A 17,420-nucleotide genomic window follows, 5' to 3' on the forward strand; every position below is an offset into this window, starting at 1 on the left:
GATCGAATTGGCACTTTGATCATGCCATTCCCGGCTGGATGCTGAGTGCATGACCGCACCAGTCCACCCACGGCCGCCACTGTCCCCGACGCCACGCAGCACACCGACCCGTTCGACCGACCGGGCCCGGACCGATCGCGCCGACTTGGACGCGGTGCTCGACGCCGGGTTGATCTGCCACCTCGGCGTGCTGCTCGGCGGCGCGCCGGTCGTGCTGCCGACCGCCTACGGCCGCGACGGCGACACGCTCTACCTGCACGGCTCGACCGGCGCGGGGAACATGCGCGCGGCACTCGCGAATGACATCTCGGTAGCCGTGACTCTGGTGGACGGCGTGGTCTACGCGCGTTCGGCCATGCATTTCTCCATGAATTACCGCTCCGCCGTCGTGCTCGGCCGTGCTCGCGCCGTGACCGACCCCGCCGAGCGCGTGCACGGGCTGCGCGTGATCGTCGAACACGCCGCGCCCGGCTCCTGGTCGCGCGTGCGCCCGCCGAACAAGAAAGAACTCGCCGCTACCGCGGTGCTCGCTCTCGACCTCACCGAGGCGTCGGTGAAGGTTCGCGAGGGCGGTCCCAAGGACGACGAGGCCGATATCGAGGTGGGCGGCGTCTGGGCGGGCGTCCTTCCCCTGCGCCCGGTGTGGGACGCTCCGGTCGACTCTCCGGACCTAACCCCAGGCATCCCTGTCCCCGCCGACGTCCTCCAGCGCGTCCACTCCTGAGCGCCCTCACCTACTGCGCGAACTCCGTATCGGCCACGGCGGGCGCCGGAAGCCGAGCGGCGGTGCGAAGTAGGAAGAGGGATTCGTGGATGGGCGCGGAATCACTCCGCGCCCGGTCCGAGAATTAGAGATGTGCCGTCCTGATGCCGCTTTATCCGGGTGAGCGACGAGCAGAAGTGCGCAGCCGCGCTCAGAATACGAACTGAGGACCGTAACCCGTCGTTTGCGCGATGCCGTTCCTTGCCTCGGCCCGGACGGTGATGAACGGCATCGCGGAGGCCGGGGAAAGGCATCCGTTGACATTCAACGCGGTGTTGGTATGGGCGAAGGTGAAGGGGAACGTCGACTCCTCGTCCAGGTCCGCCTCGGCGATAACCGCCGCGGTCACACTGCCCGGCGCCAGATTCACCGTGATCTCACCGCCGAGTTCGCCGTTTACGCCGAAGGTGGTGTCCGCGCCGATGGCAATGGTGGGAGCGACGACGACCGGCAACTCCTCGAGCATCCCGTACTCGTTGAATTCCCCGAAATCGATCCCACCCAGCTCGATGACGATCCCGGGTGTGAATTCGACACCGGCGCCCGCGGCCGCGGCGATGGACACCGAGATACCGTCGGAAATGTCCACCGCGCAGCCGATCAGATACCCGGCGACGATCTGCCCCGCACGCAGTGCCGAGGCGCCATCGGAAACAACCGAGAAGTCCCCGGACACTTTGGCGGCGTGCGCGAATGGAATGCCCAATGCGACATCACCGCCGACGGATACGACGTTGTTGTAGTCCACCGACGCGATCAAATGTAGCCCGCCGGTGCCGACCACACCCGGCTCGGCCCCCGCAACGGTATCGGAAACAGCGAAAGAGCCGGTAGCGGCCACGATCACCGCGATGATCGCGGCAAGGGTACGCGAATGCTTGCGGTTCATCATGCTCCAGTCGAGTATCGATCGAATCGGAACTTCGTACGCGAACGGGCCCGCACGGCAGATGCTTCGTCGCGAACTCCATTCGGCGTACGCGGCAGTGGAACTCTATCGGGCGGTGCCGCTCAGACCCGTGATCGCGCCGACACGGCGAGTCGGCCGACGCGACCGGAAAGCGGTCTCGTCGGCATCGCCCGAATTGCCTGGAATGGCGAATAAACTATTGATTCATACCAGATCCGAGTTTGCGGTCGCTGGTCGACGCGGTCTCGCGTCGATTGCGGCCGCTAGTTCACCACGCGTACGCGCGCAGTCCCGCGGATCTCACCGCGCGCCCGGCCAACTCGCGCAACGCGTCGGCGGAACCGATGCGCGCCGGATCGAGGCTCACCAGGCTGAGCACGTAGTCCTCGCCGATGCGGCACAGATAGCCGGAGAGCCGGGTGCGGGGCAGTCGCGCGGTGGTGAGGCCGGGATGGATGGCGCGGGCGGCGACGCCCGTGCAGCGGTGCGGGCCGAGCGTGCGCAAGGAGGCGGGCAGCGTTCCGATGTTGGAGCACAAGATGTCGAGTTCGCCCGCGCCTTTGGACAAGGTGTGCGCCCAGCGGTCCGGGATCACCTGGAGTAGTTCTTCGGGCATGCCGCTCGGGGCGGACATGCGGTGCTCGTACGCCGAACGGGCGAGTGCGCGGATAGTCCCCGGGGTGTCGGTTCGGGTGATCGCGATGCGCGTCATGGCCAGATCGTTGTCGACGCGGGGTTCGTCGCGCGTGTCGACGGGCAGGCTGGCGGCGATCGTCGCACCCGGAAACCCGCTGTCCCACAGCATGGTCGCGACGAGGTGGATGAACAGGCTGTTGGCCGTGCCGCCGTCTCGCGCGGCGACGCGGTCCCAAAGCGCGGCCGGACATTGCAGGATCGCGCTGTGCGTCGTGCTGTCGCCTCCGCGTGGCTGCTCGTCCCGGAGCGCGGCCGCGGGCCGCGGCGGTATCCCGTGCCGGAGTGCCGCCGCGGTTCCGCGCAGGACGACCGACCACTGACGCCGGGCGTCGGACCAGTCCGATTCCCGCGCGGCGGGATTCGGCGGGCGCACCCGTGATCCGCCGAGTGCGTCGTCGACGGCCAGCGCCAGCGCTCGCCCGTCGGCCAGCGCGTGCGAGGACGTGAGGGATACGGCCGAGCCGCCGTCGTCCAGCGCGGCGGTCGACAGCCGCCACCCGGGACCGTATTCCGGATCGAGCCCGGCGCCCTGCGCGTCTGCCCAGTCGAGCAGTTCCGCGACCGGGAGAACGCCCTCGGCGCGCGCGATCGGGTAGGCGCGGACGTTCGGTCGCCAGCTTCGCCGAGCGCCCGGCACGCGCGCGCGAATCACCCTGCGCCCCAGCGGTCCGGCGCGCAGGGCTTCATGCACACCGACCAGGAGCGCTGGGTCCACCCGATCGGCCGTTCGCCACAGCCCTTGCAGGGCGATGGGCGTGCCGAGTCCGCGGTGGGTCCGCAGAAAGATCTCGTCGACGACGCTCAGTCGGCCCATCTGGCTCAGGCGCGAGCGCCGTGGCGTCCCGCGCCCGACGCGAAGCGCTGCGCGCCGTCCAGAGCGCCGCCCGCCAGCGCGGTCAGGCCGTGCCGGAACTCGTTGCGCAGCGCGGACTCCTCGGTCATTCCCTCCTGCTCGAGCAAGGACATGCGGTCCGAGCGCAGGCAGGTCTGCGGCAGCGCGGCCAGTTCCGCGGCGAGCGCCTCCGCGCTGCGGCGGGCTTCGCCGGTGGGCACGACGCGGTTCACCAAACCCATCTGGAGCGCCTCGTCGGCGCCCACCGCGCGTCCGGTGAGCACCAGGTCCATGGCGCGGCCCGTGCCGATGATCCGCGGCAGCCGCACGGTGCCGCCGTCGATCAGCGGGACGCCCCAGCGGCGGCAGAAGACGCCGAAGGTGCTGTCGCGCTCGGCGACGCGCAGATCGCACCACAGCGCGAGTTCCAGCCCGCCTGCCACCGCGTAGCCGGAGACCGCGGCGATCACCGGTTTGGACAGTCGCATCCGGGTCGGCCCCATCGGGCCGTCACCATCCTCCTCGGCGCGGTTGGAGCGCTCGGTACCGAGCGCCTTGAGGTCGGCCCCCGCGCAGAACGTGCCGCCGTCGCCCCACAGCACCGCGACCGCCGCGTCCGGGTCCGCGTCGAACTCACGGAAGGCCTCGGCCAGCGCGGCGGCGGTCGGTCCGTCCACCGCGTTGCGTGCCTCGGGCCGGTGCAGGATCACGGTGGTCACGGGGCCGTTGCGTTCGATCAGTACGGTCACGCGCTCGACCATACGCCGTAAAAGCACCCTTGTGTGAAGAAATGAATCCGTGCTTCACTTCTTGGGTGGCCTACCGCAGAACCCCTGCTGTGCAGGCCCGCCTGGACGCCCAGGCGGGGCTGATCGTGCAGGCCGCGACCAAGGTGCTGTCCAGCGGCGGATACGCCGCGCTGTCCATGGCGGCGGTCGCGGCCGAGGCGGGCGTGGCCACCGGCACCGTCTACAAGAACTTCGACGGCAAGGCCGCCTTGGTACGCGCGGTGTTCCGGAAAGTGGTCGCCCGCGAGGTCGCCGCGGTGGCCGCGGCGGGTGCGCGCGGAACGGCGATCGAACGGGTGACCGCCGCGGTGGAGACGTTCGCCGGCCGCGCGCTGAAGAACCCCAACCTGGCCTACGTGTTGCTCGCCGAGCCGGTCGACGCCGCCGTGGACAGCGAACGCCTGCACTTCCGGCGCGCGTTCGCCGAGACCTTCGAATCCGCGGTGGCCGAGGGTATCGCGGGCGGCGAACTCCCACCGCAGGACCCGAGGATCAGCGCGGCCGCGTTGGTCGGCGCGATCGGCGAGGTTCTGGTGGGCCCGCTCACCGACGCGCCCCACGGCGAATCCGTCGTCCCCGAACTCATCGCTTTCGCGATCCGCGCGCTCGGCGTGCGCGACGACCCGGGCGCAGGCAGCGCTCGGCTGGAATCAGGAGTGTCAGATGCAGACGCATGAAGTCTTCAATCAGGTGCCCGACATCGTGCCGTTCGACGTCGCGCGCAATCCGGCCTTGCTCGAGGGTCTGCACCGGGAAGGCGCGGGCTGGGCCGAAGCCGAAGTGCGGGAGCTGGGCGCGCTCGCGGGCGGTGCGCAGGCGCAGGAGTGGGGCAGGCTGGCCAACGAATACCCGCCGGTGCTGCGCACCCACGACCGCTACGGCCACCGCATCGATGAGGTCGAGTTCCACCCGCACTGGCACGACCTGATGCGCGTCGCCGTTGAGCACGGCCTGCACGGCGCCGCGTGGTTGGACGACCGCCCCGGCGCGCACGTGGCGCGCGCGGCGAAGTTCTACACCTGGGGCGTCGCCGACGCGGGCCACATGTGCCCGATCTCGATGACCTACGCGGTGGTCCCCGCCCTGCGGCACAACCGCGAACTGTCGGCGAAGTACGAACCGCTGCTCGGCTCCCGCGTCTACGACTTCGGCCTGCGCGAGCCGTCGACCAAGGCCGGACTCATCGCGGGCATGTCGATGACCGAGAAGCAGGGCGGCTCGGACGTCCGCGCCAACACCACCACGGCCACGCCGCAGCCGGACGGCTCCTACCGGATCGTCGGGCACAAATGGTTCACCTCCGCCCCGATGTCGGACATGTTCCTCACCCTGGCGCAGGCGCCCGGCGGACTCTCCTGCTTCCTGCTGCCCCGGGTGCTGCCGGACGGCGCCCGCAATCCCATCCGCATCCAGCGGCTCAAGGACAAGCTGGGCAACAAGTCCAACGCCTCCTCGGAGATCGAGTACGACAACGCCGTCGGCTGGCTGGTCGGCGCGGAGGGCGCGGGCGTCAAGACCATCATCGAGATGGTGAACATGACCAGGCTGGACTGCGTGATCGGCTCGGCCACCGGCATGCGTGCGGGCACGGTGTACGCGGTGCACCACGCCAGGCACCGGAAGGCGTTCGGCGCCGAGCTGATCGACCAGCCCGCCATGCGTAACGTGCTCGCCGATCTGGTGATCGAGTCCGACGCCGCGACCACCGTGATGATGCGGCTGGCCGGGGCCACCGACCGGGCGGGCCGGGATCCGGCCGAGGCGGCGCTGCGGCGCATCGCGCTGGCGGTCACCAAGTATTGGGTGTGCAAGCGGGCGCCCGCACACGCGGCCGAGGCGCTGGAATGCCTGGGCGGCAACGGATACGCCGAGGAATCCGGCATGCCGCGGCTGTACCGGGAGGCGCCGCTGATGTCCATCTGGGAAGGGTCGGGCAACGTCGCCGCGCTGGACGCGTTGCGTGCCATGGGACGTCAGCCGGAGACCGTCGAGGCCTACTTCGACGAGGTGTCGTCGGCCAAGGGTGAGCACCCGCGACTGGACGACGCGATCGCCCGGGTCGGCAAGGAGCTGTCGGACTTCGACGACATCGAGTACCGCGCCCGGCGGGTCGTGGAATTGATGGCGCTCGTGCTCCAAGGCGCGCAACTGGTGCGCCACGGTCACCCCGCCGTCGCCGATGCGTTCTGCGCCACCCGGCTCGGCGACGACTGGGGTATCGCGTTCGGCACGCTGCCCACCGGCGTGGACACCGGCGCGATCGTGGAGCGCGCGTTCGTCTGAGCCGCCTGCCTCACGCGGGCCGGGTCAGCACGCGTTCGACCAGCGCGGTGTTGCAGTACTCGACCACTTCGCGCAGCTTGCCTTCGGATACTCGGAAGACGAAGCAGTAGGTCTGATCGTAGGTTTCGCCGCGCGTGGTCACGCCTTGGCCACGCGCCTGCACGACGACGCGATCACCCTCGGCGATGATCGTCTCCGCGGTGTTGCGGTACTCGGTGAACTGAGCCATGAGTGGACGCAGGAGCTGCTCCAGCACGACGCTTTTCGGTTCCCAGATGCCGGCCCAGGACCAGTCGCCGGGAAAGATCCAGCGGAAGTCGTCGGCCATGGCGTCGCTCAGCGCACGGGCATGGCCGAGCGACATCTGCTCGAAGATGTCCGCGAGCAGCTTCTTGTTCTCGATCGCACTCATGGCGACGACGCTATGGCCGTCCGCTCCGAGCGACAAGCGATGGCTCACATGTCCGACCATTCGGGTCATCCTGTGGACGAGTGTGGATCGCGGGATGTCCACGGCAGCGGCGCGAGAGCGGGAAGCGACAGTATTGTGGCGGCGGTGGCAGGGGAGTTCGTGGAAAGACCGGTGAGCTGGTTGGCCCGGCGAGTGCGGGCTCGGGCCGAGCGCGGCCGGTATCTGCTCGGTATCGCGGGTCCGCCGGGCGCGGGCAAGTCCACGTTGTCGGTCGCGTTGCGCGACGCGATCAATGCCGAGGCCGGCGCGATGGTCGCCGAGATCGCGCCCATGGACGGTTATCACCTGAGCAACGACGAACTGCGAACGACCGAAAGCCTCGCGCGCAAGGGCGAGCCGGACACCTTCGACGTGGACGGCTACGTCGCCGGGCTGCGACGCCTGCGCACCACGCCCGTGGGTGAGCCGGTGCCATGGCCCACTTTCGACCGGACCATCGATGCCCCGGTGCCCGGCGGCGTGGTGTTCGACCGGCAATCCATCGTCCTCACCGAGGGCAACTACCTGCTGCTCGACGACTTCGAGGGGCGGCGGTGGTCGGCGGTCCGCGCACTGCTGGACGCGTGCTGGTACCTGGACGCGGCGCGCGACGTGCTCGAGGACCGCCTCTTGGACCGACACATCGGCGGCGGCCGCACGCCGTCCGCCGCGCGCGCCAAAGTCCGCGACAGCGATTTGCGCAATGCGGAGCTGGTCGCGCCGACGAGGGAGCGCGCCGATCTGATCCTGCGTGAGCATGCGGGGCGCTATCGGGTTCTCGAGGGTTGAGTCGGTAGCGCGTCCGGCACACCTTCGGCCTCTCCAGCCGCGGTCGGAAGCGGATCGGCGCTGCCGACCGTCGCGACACCCGCCGTGCCGAAGACGAGCGCCTTGGATGGAAGACGGACCGCGATCGCCCGGCGCGTGCACCTGCCCGCATGTCCTACCTCGGCAGATGATGAAGGGATGACGGAGCGTCGCCGAAACGGCAGGCGGTCGAGCGCCCTGCGCAACGGGCTCACGGTGGGATGCGTCCTGCTGTTCTACTACTTCTTGCCGCTGGATCTCCGGACCGATTTCGGGCGGCCCAGCCGGATACTCGGGCTGATCGCGTTCGTCGTAGGCGTCGCCGGGCTGGTCTGGCTGGCCCGGTGGCGGGTCCGCCGCTACATCACGAACCCGAGGACGGCCGGCGGGCAGATCAACGACGTGCTGCTCGTGGTGTGCGTCGTGGTGACGTTCTTCGCCCTGTACTACTACGTGCTCGAGCTGCGCATCCCCGGGCAGTTCGAGGGCCTGCACACGCGCACCGACGCGCTGTACTACACGATCGTCACCCTCGGGACCGTGGGCTACGGCGACGTGCACGCGGTCGGGCCCGCCGCGAAGGTCGCCACCATGGTTCAGGTCGTGTTCGATCTGGGCATCGTCGGCACGCTGGCCGCCATCTCGACCTCGCACGTCGTCCACCGGCTGGAACAGGCGCGGCGCGGGCAGTCACCCGGACCGGGCACTAGCGATGCGAGCGGTACCAGCGAATGAGCGAGTCTGTCGACGAATCGTCCTGCGGCTGCGGCTCTTCGGTCGAGGTGAGCAGAGGGGCCAAGGCGAGCGCCTGCTGCTTGCCGAGTTCGACACCCCACTGGTCGAAGCTGTCGATGCCCCAGATCGTGCCCTCCACGAAGACTTGGTGCTCGTAGAGCGCGATGAGCTGACCGACCACCGAGGGCGTGAGCCGGGGCGCGAGGATGGTGGTGGACGGGCGGTTGCCCGGCATCACCTTGTGCGGCACGAGTGCGGGATCGGCGCCCTCTGCGGCGATCTCCTCGGCGGTCTTGCCGAACGCGAGCACCTTGGTCTGCGCGAACAGGTTGCTCATCAGGATGTCGTGCATGCTGCCGGTGCCGTCGCTGGTCGCCAGGTCGTCGGTGGGTTGGGCGAACCCGATGAAATCCGCCGGGATCAGCCGGGTGCCCTGGTGCAACAGCTGGTAGAAGGCGTGCTGGCCGTTGGTGCCCGGTTCACCCCAGAAGATCTCACCGGTGGAAGTGGTGACCGGGGTGCCGTCGGCGCGCACCGACTTCCCGTTGGACTCCATGGTCAGCTGCTGCAGATAGGCGGGGAAACGGGCCAGATCGTTCGAATACGGCAGTACCGCACGAGACTCGGCGCCGAAGAAGTTCGAGTACCAGACGCCGAGCATGCCGAGCAGTACCGGGGCGTTCTCCTCCAGCGGCGCCTCGGCGAAGTGCCGGTCCACGGCGTGCATGCCCGCGAGGAATTCCGCGAAGCGCTCCTTGCCGATGGTCGCCATCACCGACAGGCCGATCGCCGAGTCCACCGAGTAGCGGCCGCCGACCCAATCCCAGAAACCGAACATGTTCTCGGTATCGATACCGAACTTCGCGACCCGCTCGGCATTGGTGGACACCGCGACGAAATGCTTGGCCACGGCGTCCTCGCCGAGCGCGGCGACGAGCCAGCGGCGGGCCGCGGTGGCGTTGGTGAGCGTCTCCAGGGTGGAGAAGGTCTTGGAGGCGACGATGAACAGCGTGGTGGCCGGATCGAGCCCGTTCAGCTTCGCGACCAGGTCGGCGGGATCGACGTTCGAGACGAACCTGGCGCCGATGCCCGCGTCCGCGTAGTGACGCAACGCCTGATGCACCATGACCGGCCCCAGGTCCGATCCGCCGATGCCGATGTTGACCACCGTCGTGATGCGCTCGCCGGTCGCCCCGCGCCATGCGCCGGAGCGCAGCGCCTCGGCGAACTCGCCCATCCGTCGCAGCACCTCGCGCACCTCGGCGCCCGCGTCGGCGCCGTCGATGGTCATGCTCGCGCCTTCGGGCAGCCGCAGCGCGACATGGCCGACCGCGCGGTCCTCCGAAGTGTTGATGTGCTCGCCCCCGAACATCGCGTCCCGCCGCTGCGGCACGCCCGCCTCGCGCGCCAATTCCACCAGCAGGTGCAACGTTTCCCGGTTGACGCGGTGCTTGCTGTAGTCGATGTGCAGGTCAGCCACCTGGACGGTCAGCTCGCTGCCCCGGGCCGGGTCGTCGGCGAAGAACTCCCTGAGGTGCCGTCCCGCGACGGTGCCGTGGTGATCGTGCAGTTTCCGCCATGCCGCCGTCGCGGTGATGTCGCTGCTCACGTTCGCCGAGAGTACAAGCAGGCACGGCCGCGCGCACGGATGCGTGCCCGGAGAGCCGGGCGGGCCGACGCCACCGCCGAGGTGAAAACCCGCTGTGCCACACCGCCCTTACCTTGGCCATCCGCACGACCGGCGGTACGGGCGGCGCACGATACCGAGCCCGCGGACCGCCGCGATCCGGCCGCCCGCGTGCGTTCCGGGATGCGCTTGCGCGGCATAGGCTGGCCGCATGGTGTCCGAACGCGAACTTCTCGAATCCGTACCGAAGCAGCTGTGGATCGGAGGGCGGCCCGTCGACGCCACCGGCGCCGGCACCTTCGCGGTGCACAATCCGTCGACCGGGGAGGTGCTGACGCACGTCGCGGACGCGACCCCGGAAGACGCGGTGCGCGCGCTCGACGCGGCCGTCGCGGTGCAGGACGACTGGGCGGCGACCCCGGCCCGCGAGCGAGGGGAGATCCTGCGCTCGGTCTTCGAGCGGATCACCGCCCGCGCGGAGGACTTCGCGCTGCTGATGACCCTGGAAATGGGCAAGGCTCTGCCGGAGAGCCGCAACGAGGTGCGCTACGGCGCCGAGTTCTTCCGGTGGTTCAGCGAGGAGGCCGTCCGGGTGCACGGACGCTACCTGCACGCGCCGTCGGGCGCGGGCCGGATCATGGTGCACAAGCAGCCGGTCGGACCCTGCCTGGCGATCACGCCGTGGAACTTCCCGCTCGCCATGGGCACACGCAAGATCGGTCCCGCGCTGGCCGCGGGCTGCACGATGATCGTCAAGCCCGCCTCGGCGACGCCGCTGACGATGCTGTTGCTGGCCGAGCTGTTCGGCGAGGCGGGGCTGCCCGACGGCGTGCTGTCGGTGCTCACCTCCAGCCGCTCCGGCGCGGTGACCCAGCCGCTGCTCGACGATCCCCGGCTGCGCAAGCTCACCTTCACCGGCTCCACCGAGGTCGGCAAGAAGCTGGTGGAGAAATCCGCGAACCGGCTGCTGCGCACCTCGATGGAACTCGGCGGGAACGCGCCGTTCGTGGTGTTCGACGACGCCGACGTCGATGCCGCCGTGCAGGGCGCGATGCTGGCGAAACTGCGCAACGGCGGCGAGGCGTGCACCGCCGCCAACCGCTTCCACGTGCACAACAGCGTGCTCGAGGAGTTCACGACCAAATTCGTCGAGGCGATCTCGAGCAGCGTGCGGCTCGGACCGGGCGCCGACCCGGACACGACACTCGGCCCGCTGATCAACGAGGAGCAACTTCGGACGGTCGGGGAACTGGTGGACGACGCCGTTGCGGCGGGCGCGCGGGTGCTGATCGGCGGCAAGGCGCCCGAAGGTCCGGGCTGGTTCTACCCGGCCACCGTGCTGCGTGATGTCCCGCCACAGGCGCGGATTCTGCGCGAGGAGGTCTTCGGCCCGGTCGCGCCGATCGTGGGCTTCCAGACCGAGGAGCAAGGGCTGGCCGCCGCCAACGACACCGAATTCGGTCTGGTCAGCTACGTCTACACCCGCGACCTCGACCGCGCCCTGCGGATCGCCGAAGGCTTGGAATCCGGCATGGTGGGCGTCAACCGCGGCGTGATCTCCGATCCCGCCGCCCCGTTCGGTGGCGTCAAGGAGTCCGGTTTCGGCCGGGAAGGCGGCACCGAGGGCATCGAGGAGTACCTGTCCACCAAGTACATCGCCCTCACCTGAATGCGGACATGAAACGACCGCCCCGGGGTGCATTACACCCGGGGCGGCCTATGGGAAGCGGCTCGCGAGCGCGCCGCAGGTTGTCAGCTCAGTGGCCGAGACGACCGCGGCCGAGGCGAAGCAGCAGCATGGCGAGGGTGTGGCCTTCCTGGCCGAGTTCGCTGAAGCGTTCCAGCACCTTCATCTCGCGGCTGTGCACCAGGCGCGGCCCGCCGGACGCCATACGCGTCCGGCCGATGATCCGGGAAATCTCCGTCCGGCGCTTGATCGCGGCCAGGATCTCGGCGTCGAGGTGATCGATCTCCTTGCGGAGCTTGTCGATCTCGGCCTCGGTCTGCGGCAGCGCCGATTCGGACCCGGTCGTCGTGGCAGGGGTGCTCATCATTCATCTCCTCGTGTCAGAACATCGATCGGCGCGTGCTCGAGGCTCGTTACCGATCAGTTCTTTCACCGTGAAACAGACCTGGTGGGGCCTTGTATTGTCCCCCCAGATGGTGCGCTCAGGTACAGGCTCCGCAGTCCCGATGTCCGGCAGGCAGCCGAATCGGATGTCTTGCGAGAGCGCTGAGCATGTGGCCAGTCTGCCACGGGCAGGAAGGTATGCAAAACGTATACGTTTGGCAATCGCGCGAGAAGCGCAGGTCGTTTCGCCCGGGCTTCCCACCAGCGGGAGTTCACGCGCCGTTCAGCCCGCCGGCGCCGAACCGATACCGATGCCGCCCGGGACTTCATCTCTGTCGGTGGCCGCCGGTAGCGTGGATGGACGATGGACATCACGGTGGCTCCCAAGACGCAGGCCGACCGGGTCGTGCACCCGGATCCGACATCGAAACCGCAGTTCGCCGGCGGTGACGCGACGGAGGGGTCGCGGCCTGCCGCCGTGCCCGAGGCGCCGCCGACAGAGGCCGAGCGCGAGCGGCGGCGCGTCGAGCGGGAGCAGCGGCGCGCCGAGGAGGCCGAACGGCTGCTCGACGGCCTCAATCCGCAGCAGCGCGCGGCGGTCGTGCACACCGGCTCCCCGCTGCTCATCGTGGCCGGAGCGGGCTCGGGCAAGACGGCCGTGCTCACCCGCCGTATCGCCTATCTGCTGGCCGCGCGCGGCGTCACGCCGGGCCAAGTGCTGGCCATCACGTTCACCAACAAAGCCGCCGCGGAGATGCGGGAGCGGGTGACGGGGCTGGTCGGCCCGCGCGCGAACGCCATGTGGGTGTCGACATTCCACTCCAGTTGCGTCCGCATCCTGCGTACCCAGGCGGCGCTGCTGCCCGGGCTGAACTCGAACTTCTCGATCTATGACGCGGACGATTCGCGGCGCCTGCTCACCATGATCGGCCGCGACATGGACATCGACCCCAAGAAGTACTCCGCGCGCCTGCTCGCGACCGCCATCTCGAATCTGAAGAACGAACTCATCGACCCTGCCCGCGCCACCGCGGACGCGGAATCCGACGACACTGAGCTGCCCGGCCTGGTGGCCAGGGTCTACACCGAATACCAGCGCAGGTTGCGCTCGGCGAACGCGCTGGACTTCGACGACCTGATCGGCGAGACGGTTGCGCTGCTGCAGAACCACCCCCAGGTCGCCGAGTACTACCGCCGCCGGTTCCGGCACGTGCTGGTGGACGAGTACCAGGACACCAACCACGCGCAATACGTCCTGGTTCGCGAATTGGTCGGCCACCACGTGGCAGACGCCGGCGAGGACCGGGTTCCGCCGAGTGAACTGTGCGTGGTCGGTGACGCCGATCAGTCCATCTACGCCTTCCGCGGCGCGACGATCCGCAATATCGAGGAGTTCGAGCGCGACTTCCCCGACGCCGAGACCATCCTGCTGGAGCAGAACTATCGCTCCACCCAGCACATCCTCTCCGCCGCGAACGCGGTGATCTCCCGCAACGAGAACCGGCGCGACAAGAAGCTGTGGACCGATTCCGGCGAGGGCGACCTGATCACCGGCTACGTCGCCGACAACGAGCACGACGAGGCGTCGTTCGTGGCACGCGAGATCGACCGGCTGGTCGACCAGGGCGAGGCCAACTACGGCGACGTCGCGGTGTTCTACCGCACGAACAACAACTCCCGAGCGCTGGAAGAGATCTTCATCCGGATGGGCCTGCCCTACAAGGTGGTCGGCGGCGTCCGCTTCTACGAGCGCAAAGAGGTGCGCGACATCGTCGCCTACCTGCGGGTGCTGGAGAACCCGGACGACGCGGTGAGCATGCGCCGCATCCTGAACACGCCGCGCCGCGGCATCGGCGACCGCGCCGAAGCGTGCGTGGCGGTGCACGCCGAACAGCGCGGGATCGGTTTCGCCGCCGCGTTGCGCGACGCCGCCGAAGGCAAGGTGGCGCTGCTGAACACACGCGCGCAGCGAGCCATCGCGGGCTTCCTCGATCTGCTCGACGACATCCGGGCCGCGGGCGAGCGCGCCGACTCGGACTTCCCCGATGTGGGCAACGTCGTCGAAGCGGTGCTCGAGCGCACCGGCTATCGCGCCGAGCTGGAGGCCTCCGACGATCCGCAGGACGGCGCGCGGCTGGACAACCTCAACGAATTGGTCAGCGTCGCGCGCGAGTTCAGCTCCGAGGCGCACAACAACGCGGAGGCGGCCCGGCAGGAGGGGCTACTGCCCGAGTTGGGCGAAGGCGAGCCGGATCCCGGTTCGCTCGCGGCGTTCCTGGAGCGGGTCTCGCTTGTGGCCGACACCGACCAGATCCCGGACGAAGGCTCCGGAGTGGTCACGATGATGACGCTGCACACCGCCAAGGGGCTGGAGTTCCCGGTGGTGTTCGTGACCGGGTGGGAGGACGGGCAGTTCCCGCACATGCGGGCGCTCGGCGATCCGACCGAGCTGGCCGAGGAACGCCGCCTGGCCTACGTCGGCATCACCAGGGCCCGGCAGCGGCTGTACCTGACGCGTGCCGTGGTGCGTTCGGGCTGGGGGCAGCCGGTCTCGAACCCGGAATCGCGATTCCTGCAGGAGATCCCCGGTCATCTCATCGACTGGCGGCGGCTCGAGCCGGCCGGATCACCCGGGACGAGGGGCATCCGGCGGCGTGGCGGGGACGACGACGGCTTGGAGCGGGACTGGACGCGCGGCGACGGCTGGTCGGAGCCGCGCCCCGGCTTGCGCGATCGCGGACCGCGCAGGCCCGCTCCGGGCGGAGCGACACGCAACAACACGAACTTGGTGCTCGCCGTGGGCGATCGGGTCAGCGACGACAAGTACGGTCTCGGCCGGGTGATCGCCGCCGAGGGCTTCGGGCCGCTGGCCACGGTGACCATAGATTTCGGCACCGCGGGCAAGATCCGGTTGATCCCGCAGTACAGCCGGACGTTGGTCAAGCTCTGAGCGGCGCGGGCCTTTCGGCCCTGCCCGCCCTCGCGTCGCACCGGTAAGGTCCGCGGCGTGGATACGATCGCCCAGCACATCCTCTGGTTTCTGCCCATGCTCTGGCTCGGCATGGTGCTGGCCATCTCGTTCCTCGAGGCGCCTCTGAAGTTCCGCGCCCCCGGGGTGACGCTGCCGCTCGGTCTCGGCATCGGCCGCTTGGTGTTCCGGGCACTGAACGTCGCCGAGGTCGCGCTCGCCGCGCTGCTGGTGGTCGCCGCACTGATCATCGGGCCCGGCCGGGCGACGTGGTGGTGGCTGGGCGCGGCCGTGATCTTGCTGGCGGTCCAGATCCTGGCGGTGCGCCCGCCGCTGTCCCGCCGCGCCGATCGGGTGCTGGCGGGGGAGGAGCTACCGCGCTCGCACGCTCATTTCTGGTACATCGGCCTGGAGGTCGTCAAGGTCGTCGCGCTGTTGGGTCTCGCGATCGCGGCGACGCCGTAGGCTCGGTCGTCTCACCGATCCGTTCCCGGTCTCGACGGTCCGGTCATCTCGACAGCGCTTCCCTTGCCGGGGCGAGTGCCTGGGCTGCCGCCGCGACCGGTTCGCCGCACCGGAAGAAGGACGTGCCGCCTGCGTGTCTGCCGGCTCGCTATTCCGGTGTCGCTGCGGGCTATCCATCTGCAAATCGGGTTTTATTGAGGTGCGTACAGCTCGGGCTCGAACAGCGCTTCGGCACCGGCGCGGGTATAAAGCTTCCGTTGCAGCGCACGCAGGATCGCGATTCCTTCGGCGTCGCGTACCGCGTTCACGATTTGGAACTCGACGCCCGCGCCGAACAGGTCGCTGCCGAAGGCCAGTTCGCTGAAGAACAGCACCCTGGCGGTCTCGACCTCGGTCAGCATTGCTCCGTCGCGGACCGCGCGACGGAGCCTGGCGGTCTCCTCCTTGAAGCTTTCACGGTCGGGAAATCGCAATGCGCGCACTGGGACCGGCGCGCTCGTCGACACCCCGACCCAGCTGGCAAGCGCTCCGTCCACGAACTCGCGTTCTGCAAGCGTCAGTTTCGACATATCGAATTGCAACGGTATCTCTCCTGAAGTCGTTGTCGCTGCCTAGCGATTACCGCCGGGTTTTCCGGGAGGTGTCCCCCCGGTGCCAGGGGCCCTGCCAGGGTCGAGTGATGGATCCGTGGTCTGGTTGGTGACGCGGATGAACTCACCTAATGGATCATCCGGCCGGTAGACGGTGCCATGATCAGTAGTGCGGGGGTCGACGATGACGATGAACCCATCGAAACTCATCATGACAGGATTGCCATCTTTATCCTTGCCCAGACGCTCCATCTGGGGACCTTGGATGATGTGATAAACCTTTTCCGCGAGCTCGTCCTGCGTCATTCCTTTGAAGTGCTCGCGGTGCTTGCTCCAGGCGTGACCGTAAGCGATTTCCTGAGCCATCCTCATGGCGGGATCGTTGCTCCACCCGCCCGGCGGCTGCGGCAGGCCGTCATTGGCAGCCTGGAACAGGATCTCTGTCGACTCGAATAGTTGAAGTTTCTCGTTGGCCTCGGCGATCTTCGCACCCCACCGGGCATCGGCCGTCGCCAGAGTCGACACCAAGCCGTTCAGTCGTACGAGTTGCGTCCCCCCTTCCGAACTCCAGTCATCGACCCCGGTGATGCTCCAGTCCTCGGCGACGGTGACCGGTGAGATGACGTAGTGCTGGAAGATGGTCTTGATCTCCGCCAGCGGGTATTCCATATCGCGGGCAGCGCCCGCGCATGCCGTACCGAGGTCGTAGAACGCGGTGGCGATGGTGCGCATCTGGGCTTGCTCGCGGTCGGTCTTGTCCTCGGCCATGCCGCGGGCTTGCCCCTGCCACGCGAGGTCGTGGATCACGGTACGCATCGAGTTCGATGTCTTCAGGACCACGTCCGCGATGTGGTTGGACCTGTCTGCGATGCCGACCAGCGCCGAGACGTCCCAGCTCAACACCTCCTCCGGTGTGGGTGTCACTCTAGTTTCCATCGTCGACACCGGTCGGGATCAGATCGGTCACCGCCGCCAGTTGGGCGGCGGCCGCCAAATCGTCGTCGCGGTAGGTATTGGCCGCATGCTCGAGCAGCTCTGAGTGAGCGTCCGGAAACTGTCGTCAGCCGTGGCCGCTTGTGAGTTGTCGGCGGAGTTGGCTGTGCTGGGTTTGGTGGTGCCGGGGTGAGTGAATATTGTTGCGGGTGAATGGCCGTCGGTCTGGTGTGGCATAGCCCGAACATGAAGAACTCCTGGTAGATCACTGGTTGTCGAGACCATGTTCTGCCAGGAGTTCGTGTGCCAGTATTGCCGAGTTGTCTGTGTTCGTCATGCCCAATCCACGGCGAGTCGCCGACACCGTGTCCGGTGTGTCAACGTCGGTCGAATCGTGACCCGGCTTGTTCGCTGGAATCTTGACCCACCCTTTGGTTGGTTTCAGTCGTTGGTTTTGGCCGCGGGGACGCGGCCGAGGTCTCGGTCTTTGAGGCGGTAGCT

16 protein-coding genes are annotated in these 17,420 nt (G+C 68.5%); 8 read left to right on the top strand and 8 right to left on the bottom strand.

Annotated elements, in window-relative coordinates; genetic code table 11:
* The first annotated feature begins 49 nt into the window (after nt 1-49).
* A complete protein-coding gene (locus tag GVY39_RS29325) occupies nt 50-724 on the top strand; it encodes a pyridoxamine 5'-phosphate oxidase family protein (protein WP_159930155.1) in 675 nt (224 codons plus the stop codon).
* A gap of 190 nt (nt 725-914) precedes the next feature.
* Here GVY39_RS29325 and GVY39_RS29330 read toward each other — a convergent pair whose 3' ends face one another.
* The 3 genes from GVY39_RS29330 to GVY39_RS29340 all read right to left on the bottom strand — a co-directional run bounded on the left by GVY39_RS29330 (nt 915) and on the right by GVY39_RS29340 (nt 3,950).
* Complete coding sequence (locus tag GVY39_RS29330) at nt 915-1,652, bottom strand: MspA family porin (RefSeq protein ID WP_159989373.1); 738 nt, start codon at nt 1,650-1,652, stop codon at nt 915-917.
* A 289-nt stretch (nt 1,653-1,941) separates the two neighbouring features.
* Nucleotides 1,942-3,183, bottom strand: coding sequence for a hypothetical protein (locus GVY39_RS29335; protein WP_159930157.1), 1,242 nt, complete (start codon nt 3,181-3,183; stop codon nt 1,942-1,944).
* A 5-nt stretch (nt 3,184-3,188) separates the two neighbouring features.
* Nucleotides 3,189-3,950 carry a crotonase/enoyl-CoA hydratase family protein gene (locus tag GVY39_RS29340; RefSeq protein ID WP_195070917.1) on the bottom strand — a complete coding sequence of 254 codons (762 nt, stop codon included), beginning with the start codon at nt 3,948-3,950 and terminating at the stop codon, nt 3,189-3,191.
* A gap of 65 nt (nt 3,951-4,015) precedes the next feature.
* Between GVY39_RS29340 and GVY39_RS29345 the strand changes: the two genes are divergently transcribed.
* A complete protein-coding gene (locus GVY39_RS29345) occupies nt 4,016-4,666 on the top strand; it encodes a TetR/AcrR family transcriptional regulator (protein ID WP_159930159.1) in 651 nt (216 codons plus the stop codon).
* The gene (locus tag GVY39_RS29350; protein ID WP_159930160.1) at nt 4,653-6,272 is read left to right on the top strand and encodes an acyl-CoA dehydrogenase family protein; all 1,620 of its coding nucleotides are present in this window, start codon (nt 4,653-4,655) and stop codon (nt 6,270-6,272) included. Before GVY39_RS29345 ends, GVY39_RS29350 begins: the two co-directional genes overlap by 14 nt.
* Nucleotides 6,273-6,282: 10 nt before the next feature.
* Here GVY39_RS29350 and GVY39_RS29355 read toward each other — a convergent pair whose 3' ends face one another.
* On the bottom strand, nt 6,283-6,684 hold the full coding sequence (locus GVY39_RS29355; RefSeq protein ID WP_159930161.1) for a nuclear transport factor 2 family protein: 402 nt from the start codon (nt 6,682-6,684) through the stop codon (nt 6,283-6,285).
* Nucleotides 6,685-6,828: 144 nt separating this feature from the next.
* On the opposite strand from GVY39_RS29355, the gene GVY39_RS29360 reads away from it, so the two are divergent.
* Together GVY39_RS29360 and GVY39_RS29365 are read left to right on the top strand one after the other, a co-directional pair.
* A complete protein-coding gene (locus tag GVY39_RS29360) occupies nt 6,829-7,512 on the top strand; it encodes a nucleoside/nucleotide kinase family protein (protein ID WP_223520610.1) in 684 nt (227 codons plus the stop codon).
* A gap of 177 nt (nt 7,513-7,689) precedes the next feature.
* Complete coding sequence (locus GVY39_RS29365; protein WP_159930163.1) at nt 7,690-8,265, top strand: potassium channel family protein; 576 nt, start codon at nt 7,690-7,692, stop codon at nt 8,263-8,265.
* Here the strand turns inward: GVY39_RS29365 and pgi are convergent.
* Nucleotides 8,237-9,874: a glucose-6-phosphate isomerase gene (pgi, locus tag GVY39_RS29370; RefSeq protein WP_159930164.1), complete on the bottom strand. Its 1,638-nt coding sequence runs from the start codon at nt 9,872-9,874 to the stop codon at nt 8,237-8,239. The two genes, GVY39_RS29365 and pgi, sit on opposite strands and share 29 nt — an antisense overlap.
* A 229-nt stretch (nt 9,875-10,103) precedes the next feature.
* Between pgi and GVY39_RS29375 the strand changes: the two genes are divergently transcribed.
* Nucleotides 10,104-11,561 carry an NAD-dependent succinate-semialdehyde dehydrogenase gene (locus tag GVY39_RS29375; protein WP_159930165.1) on the top strand — a complete coding sequence of 486 codons (1,458 nt, stop codon included), beginning with the start codon at nt 10,104-10,106 and terminating at the stop codon, nt 11,559-11,561.
* Between the two features lie 88 nt (nt 11,562-11,649).
* On the opposite strand, the gene GVY39_RS29380 is transcribed toward GVY39_RS29375, so the two are convergent.
* Nucleotides 11,650-11,943, bottom strand: a complete 294-nt coding sequence (locus GVY39_RS29380; RefSeq protein WP_159930173.1) for a chorismate mutase — start codon at nt 11,941-11,943, stop codon at nt 11,650-11,652.
* 384 nt (nt 11,944-12,327) lie between these two features.
* On the opposite strand from GVY39_RS29380, the gene pcrA reads away from it, so the two are divergent.
* Both pcrA and GVY39_RS29390 read left to right on the top strand, forming a co-directional pair.
* Complete coding sequence (gene pcrA, locus GVY39_RS29385) at nt 12,328-14,913, top strand: DNA helicase PcrA (RefSeq protein ID WP_159930166.1); 2,586 nt, start codon at nt 12,328-12,330, stop codon at nt 14,911-14,913.
* A gap of 57 nt (nt 14,914-14,970) precedes the next feature.
* Nucleotides 14,971-15,396, top strand: coding sequence for a hypothetical protein (locus GVY39_RS29390; protein WP_159930167.1), 426 nt, complete (start codon nt 14,971-14,973; stop codon nt 15,394-15,396).
* 191 nt (nt 15,397-15,587) lie between these two features.
* Here GVY39_RS29390 and GVY39_RS34760 read toward each other — a convergent pair whose 3' ends face one another.
* Both GVY39_RS34760 and GVY39_RS29400 read right to left on the bottom strand, forming a co-directional pair.
* Entirely contained in the window at nt 15,588-15,965 is a 378-nt protein-coding gene (locus GVY39_RS34760; protein WP_159930168.1) for a hypothetical protein, read from the bottom strand.
* A 42-nt stretch (nt 15,966-16,007) separates the two neighbouring features.
* Nucleotides 16,008-16,910, bottom strand: a complete 903-nt coding sequence (locus tag GVY39_RS29400) for a hypothetical protein (protein ID WP_159930169.1) — start codon at nt 16,908-16,910, stop codon at nt 16,008-16,010.
* Nucleotides 16,911-17,420: the final 510 nt, after the last annotated feature.

Origin of the sequence: Nocardia sp. CY15, from assembly GCF_009829295.1 — a bacterium.
Taxonomy (GTDB): Bacteria; Actinomycetota; Actinomycetes; order Mycobacteriales; family Mycobacteriaceae; genus Nocardia; species Nocardia sputi.

Coding starts and splice junctions, on each gene's coding strand:
- GVY39_RS29355 (WP_159930161.1), bottom strand. CDS start 6,684: ATGAGTGCGATCGAGAACAAGAAGCTGCTCGCGGACATCTTCGAGCAG.
- GVY39_RS34760 (WP_159930168.1), bottom strand. CDS start 15,965: ATGTCGAAACTGACGCTTGCAGAACGCGAGTTCGTGGACGGAGCGCTT.
- GVY39_RS29330 (WP_159989373.1), bottom strand. CDS start 1,652: ATGAACCGCAAGCATTCGCGTACCCTTGCCGCGATCATCGCGGTGATC.
- GVY39_RS29375 (WP_159930165.1), top strand. CDS start 10,104: ATGGTGTCCGAACGCGAACTTCTCGAATCCGTACCGAAGCAGCTGTGG.
- GVY39_RS29365 (WP_159930163.1), top strand. CDS start 7,690: ATGACGGAGCGTCGCCGAAACGGCAGGCGGTCGAGCGCCCTGCGCAAC.
- GVY39_RS29380 (WP_159930173.1), bottom strand. CDS start 11,943: ATGAGCACCCCTGCCACGACGACCGGGTCCGAATCGGCGCTGCCGCAG.
- pcrA (WP_159930166.1), top strand. CDS start 12,328: ATGGACATCACGGTGGCTCCCAAGACGCAGGCCGACCGGGTCGTGCAC.
- GVY39_RS29325 (WP_159930155.1), top strand. CDS start 50: ATGACCGCACCAGTCCACCCACGGCCGCCACTGTCCCCGACGCCACGC.
- GVY39_RS29350 (WP_159930160.1), top strand. CDS start 4,653: ATGCAGACGCATGAAGTCTTCAATCAGGTGCCCGACATCGTGCCGTTC.
- GVY39_RS29335 (WP_159930157.1), bottom strand. CDS start 3,183: ATGGGCCGACTGAGCGTCGTCGACGAGATCTTTCTGCGGACCCACCGC.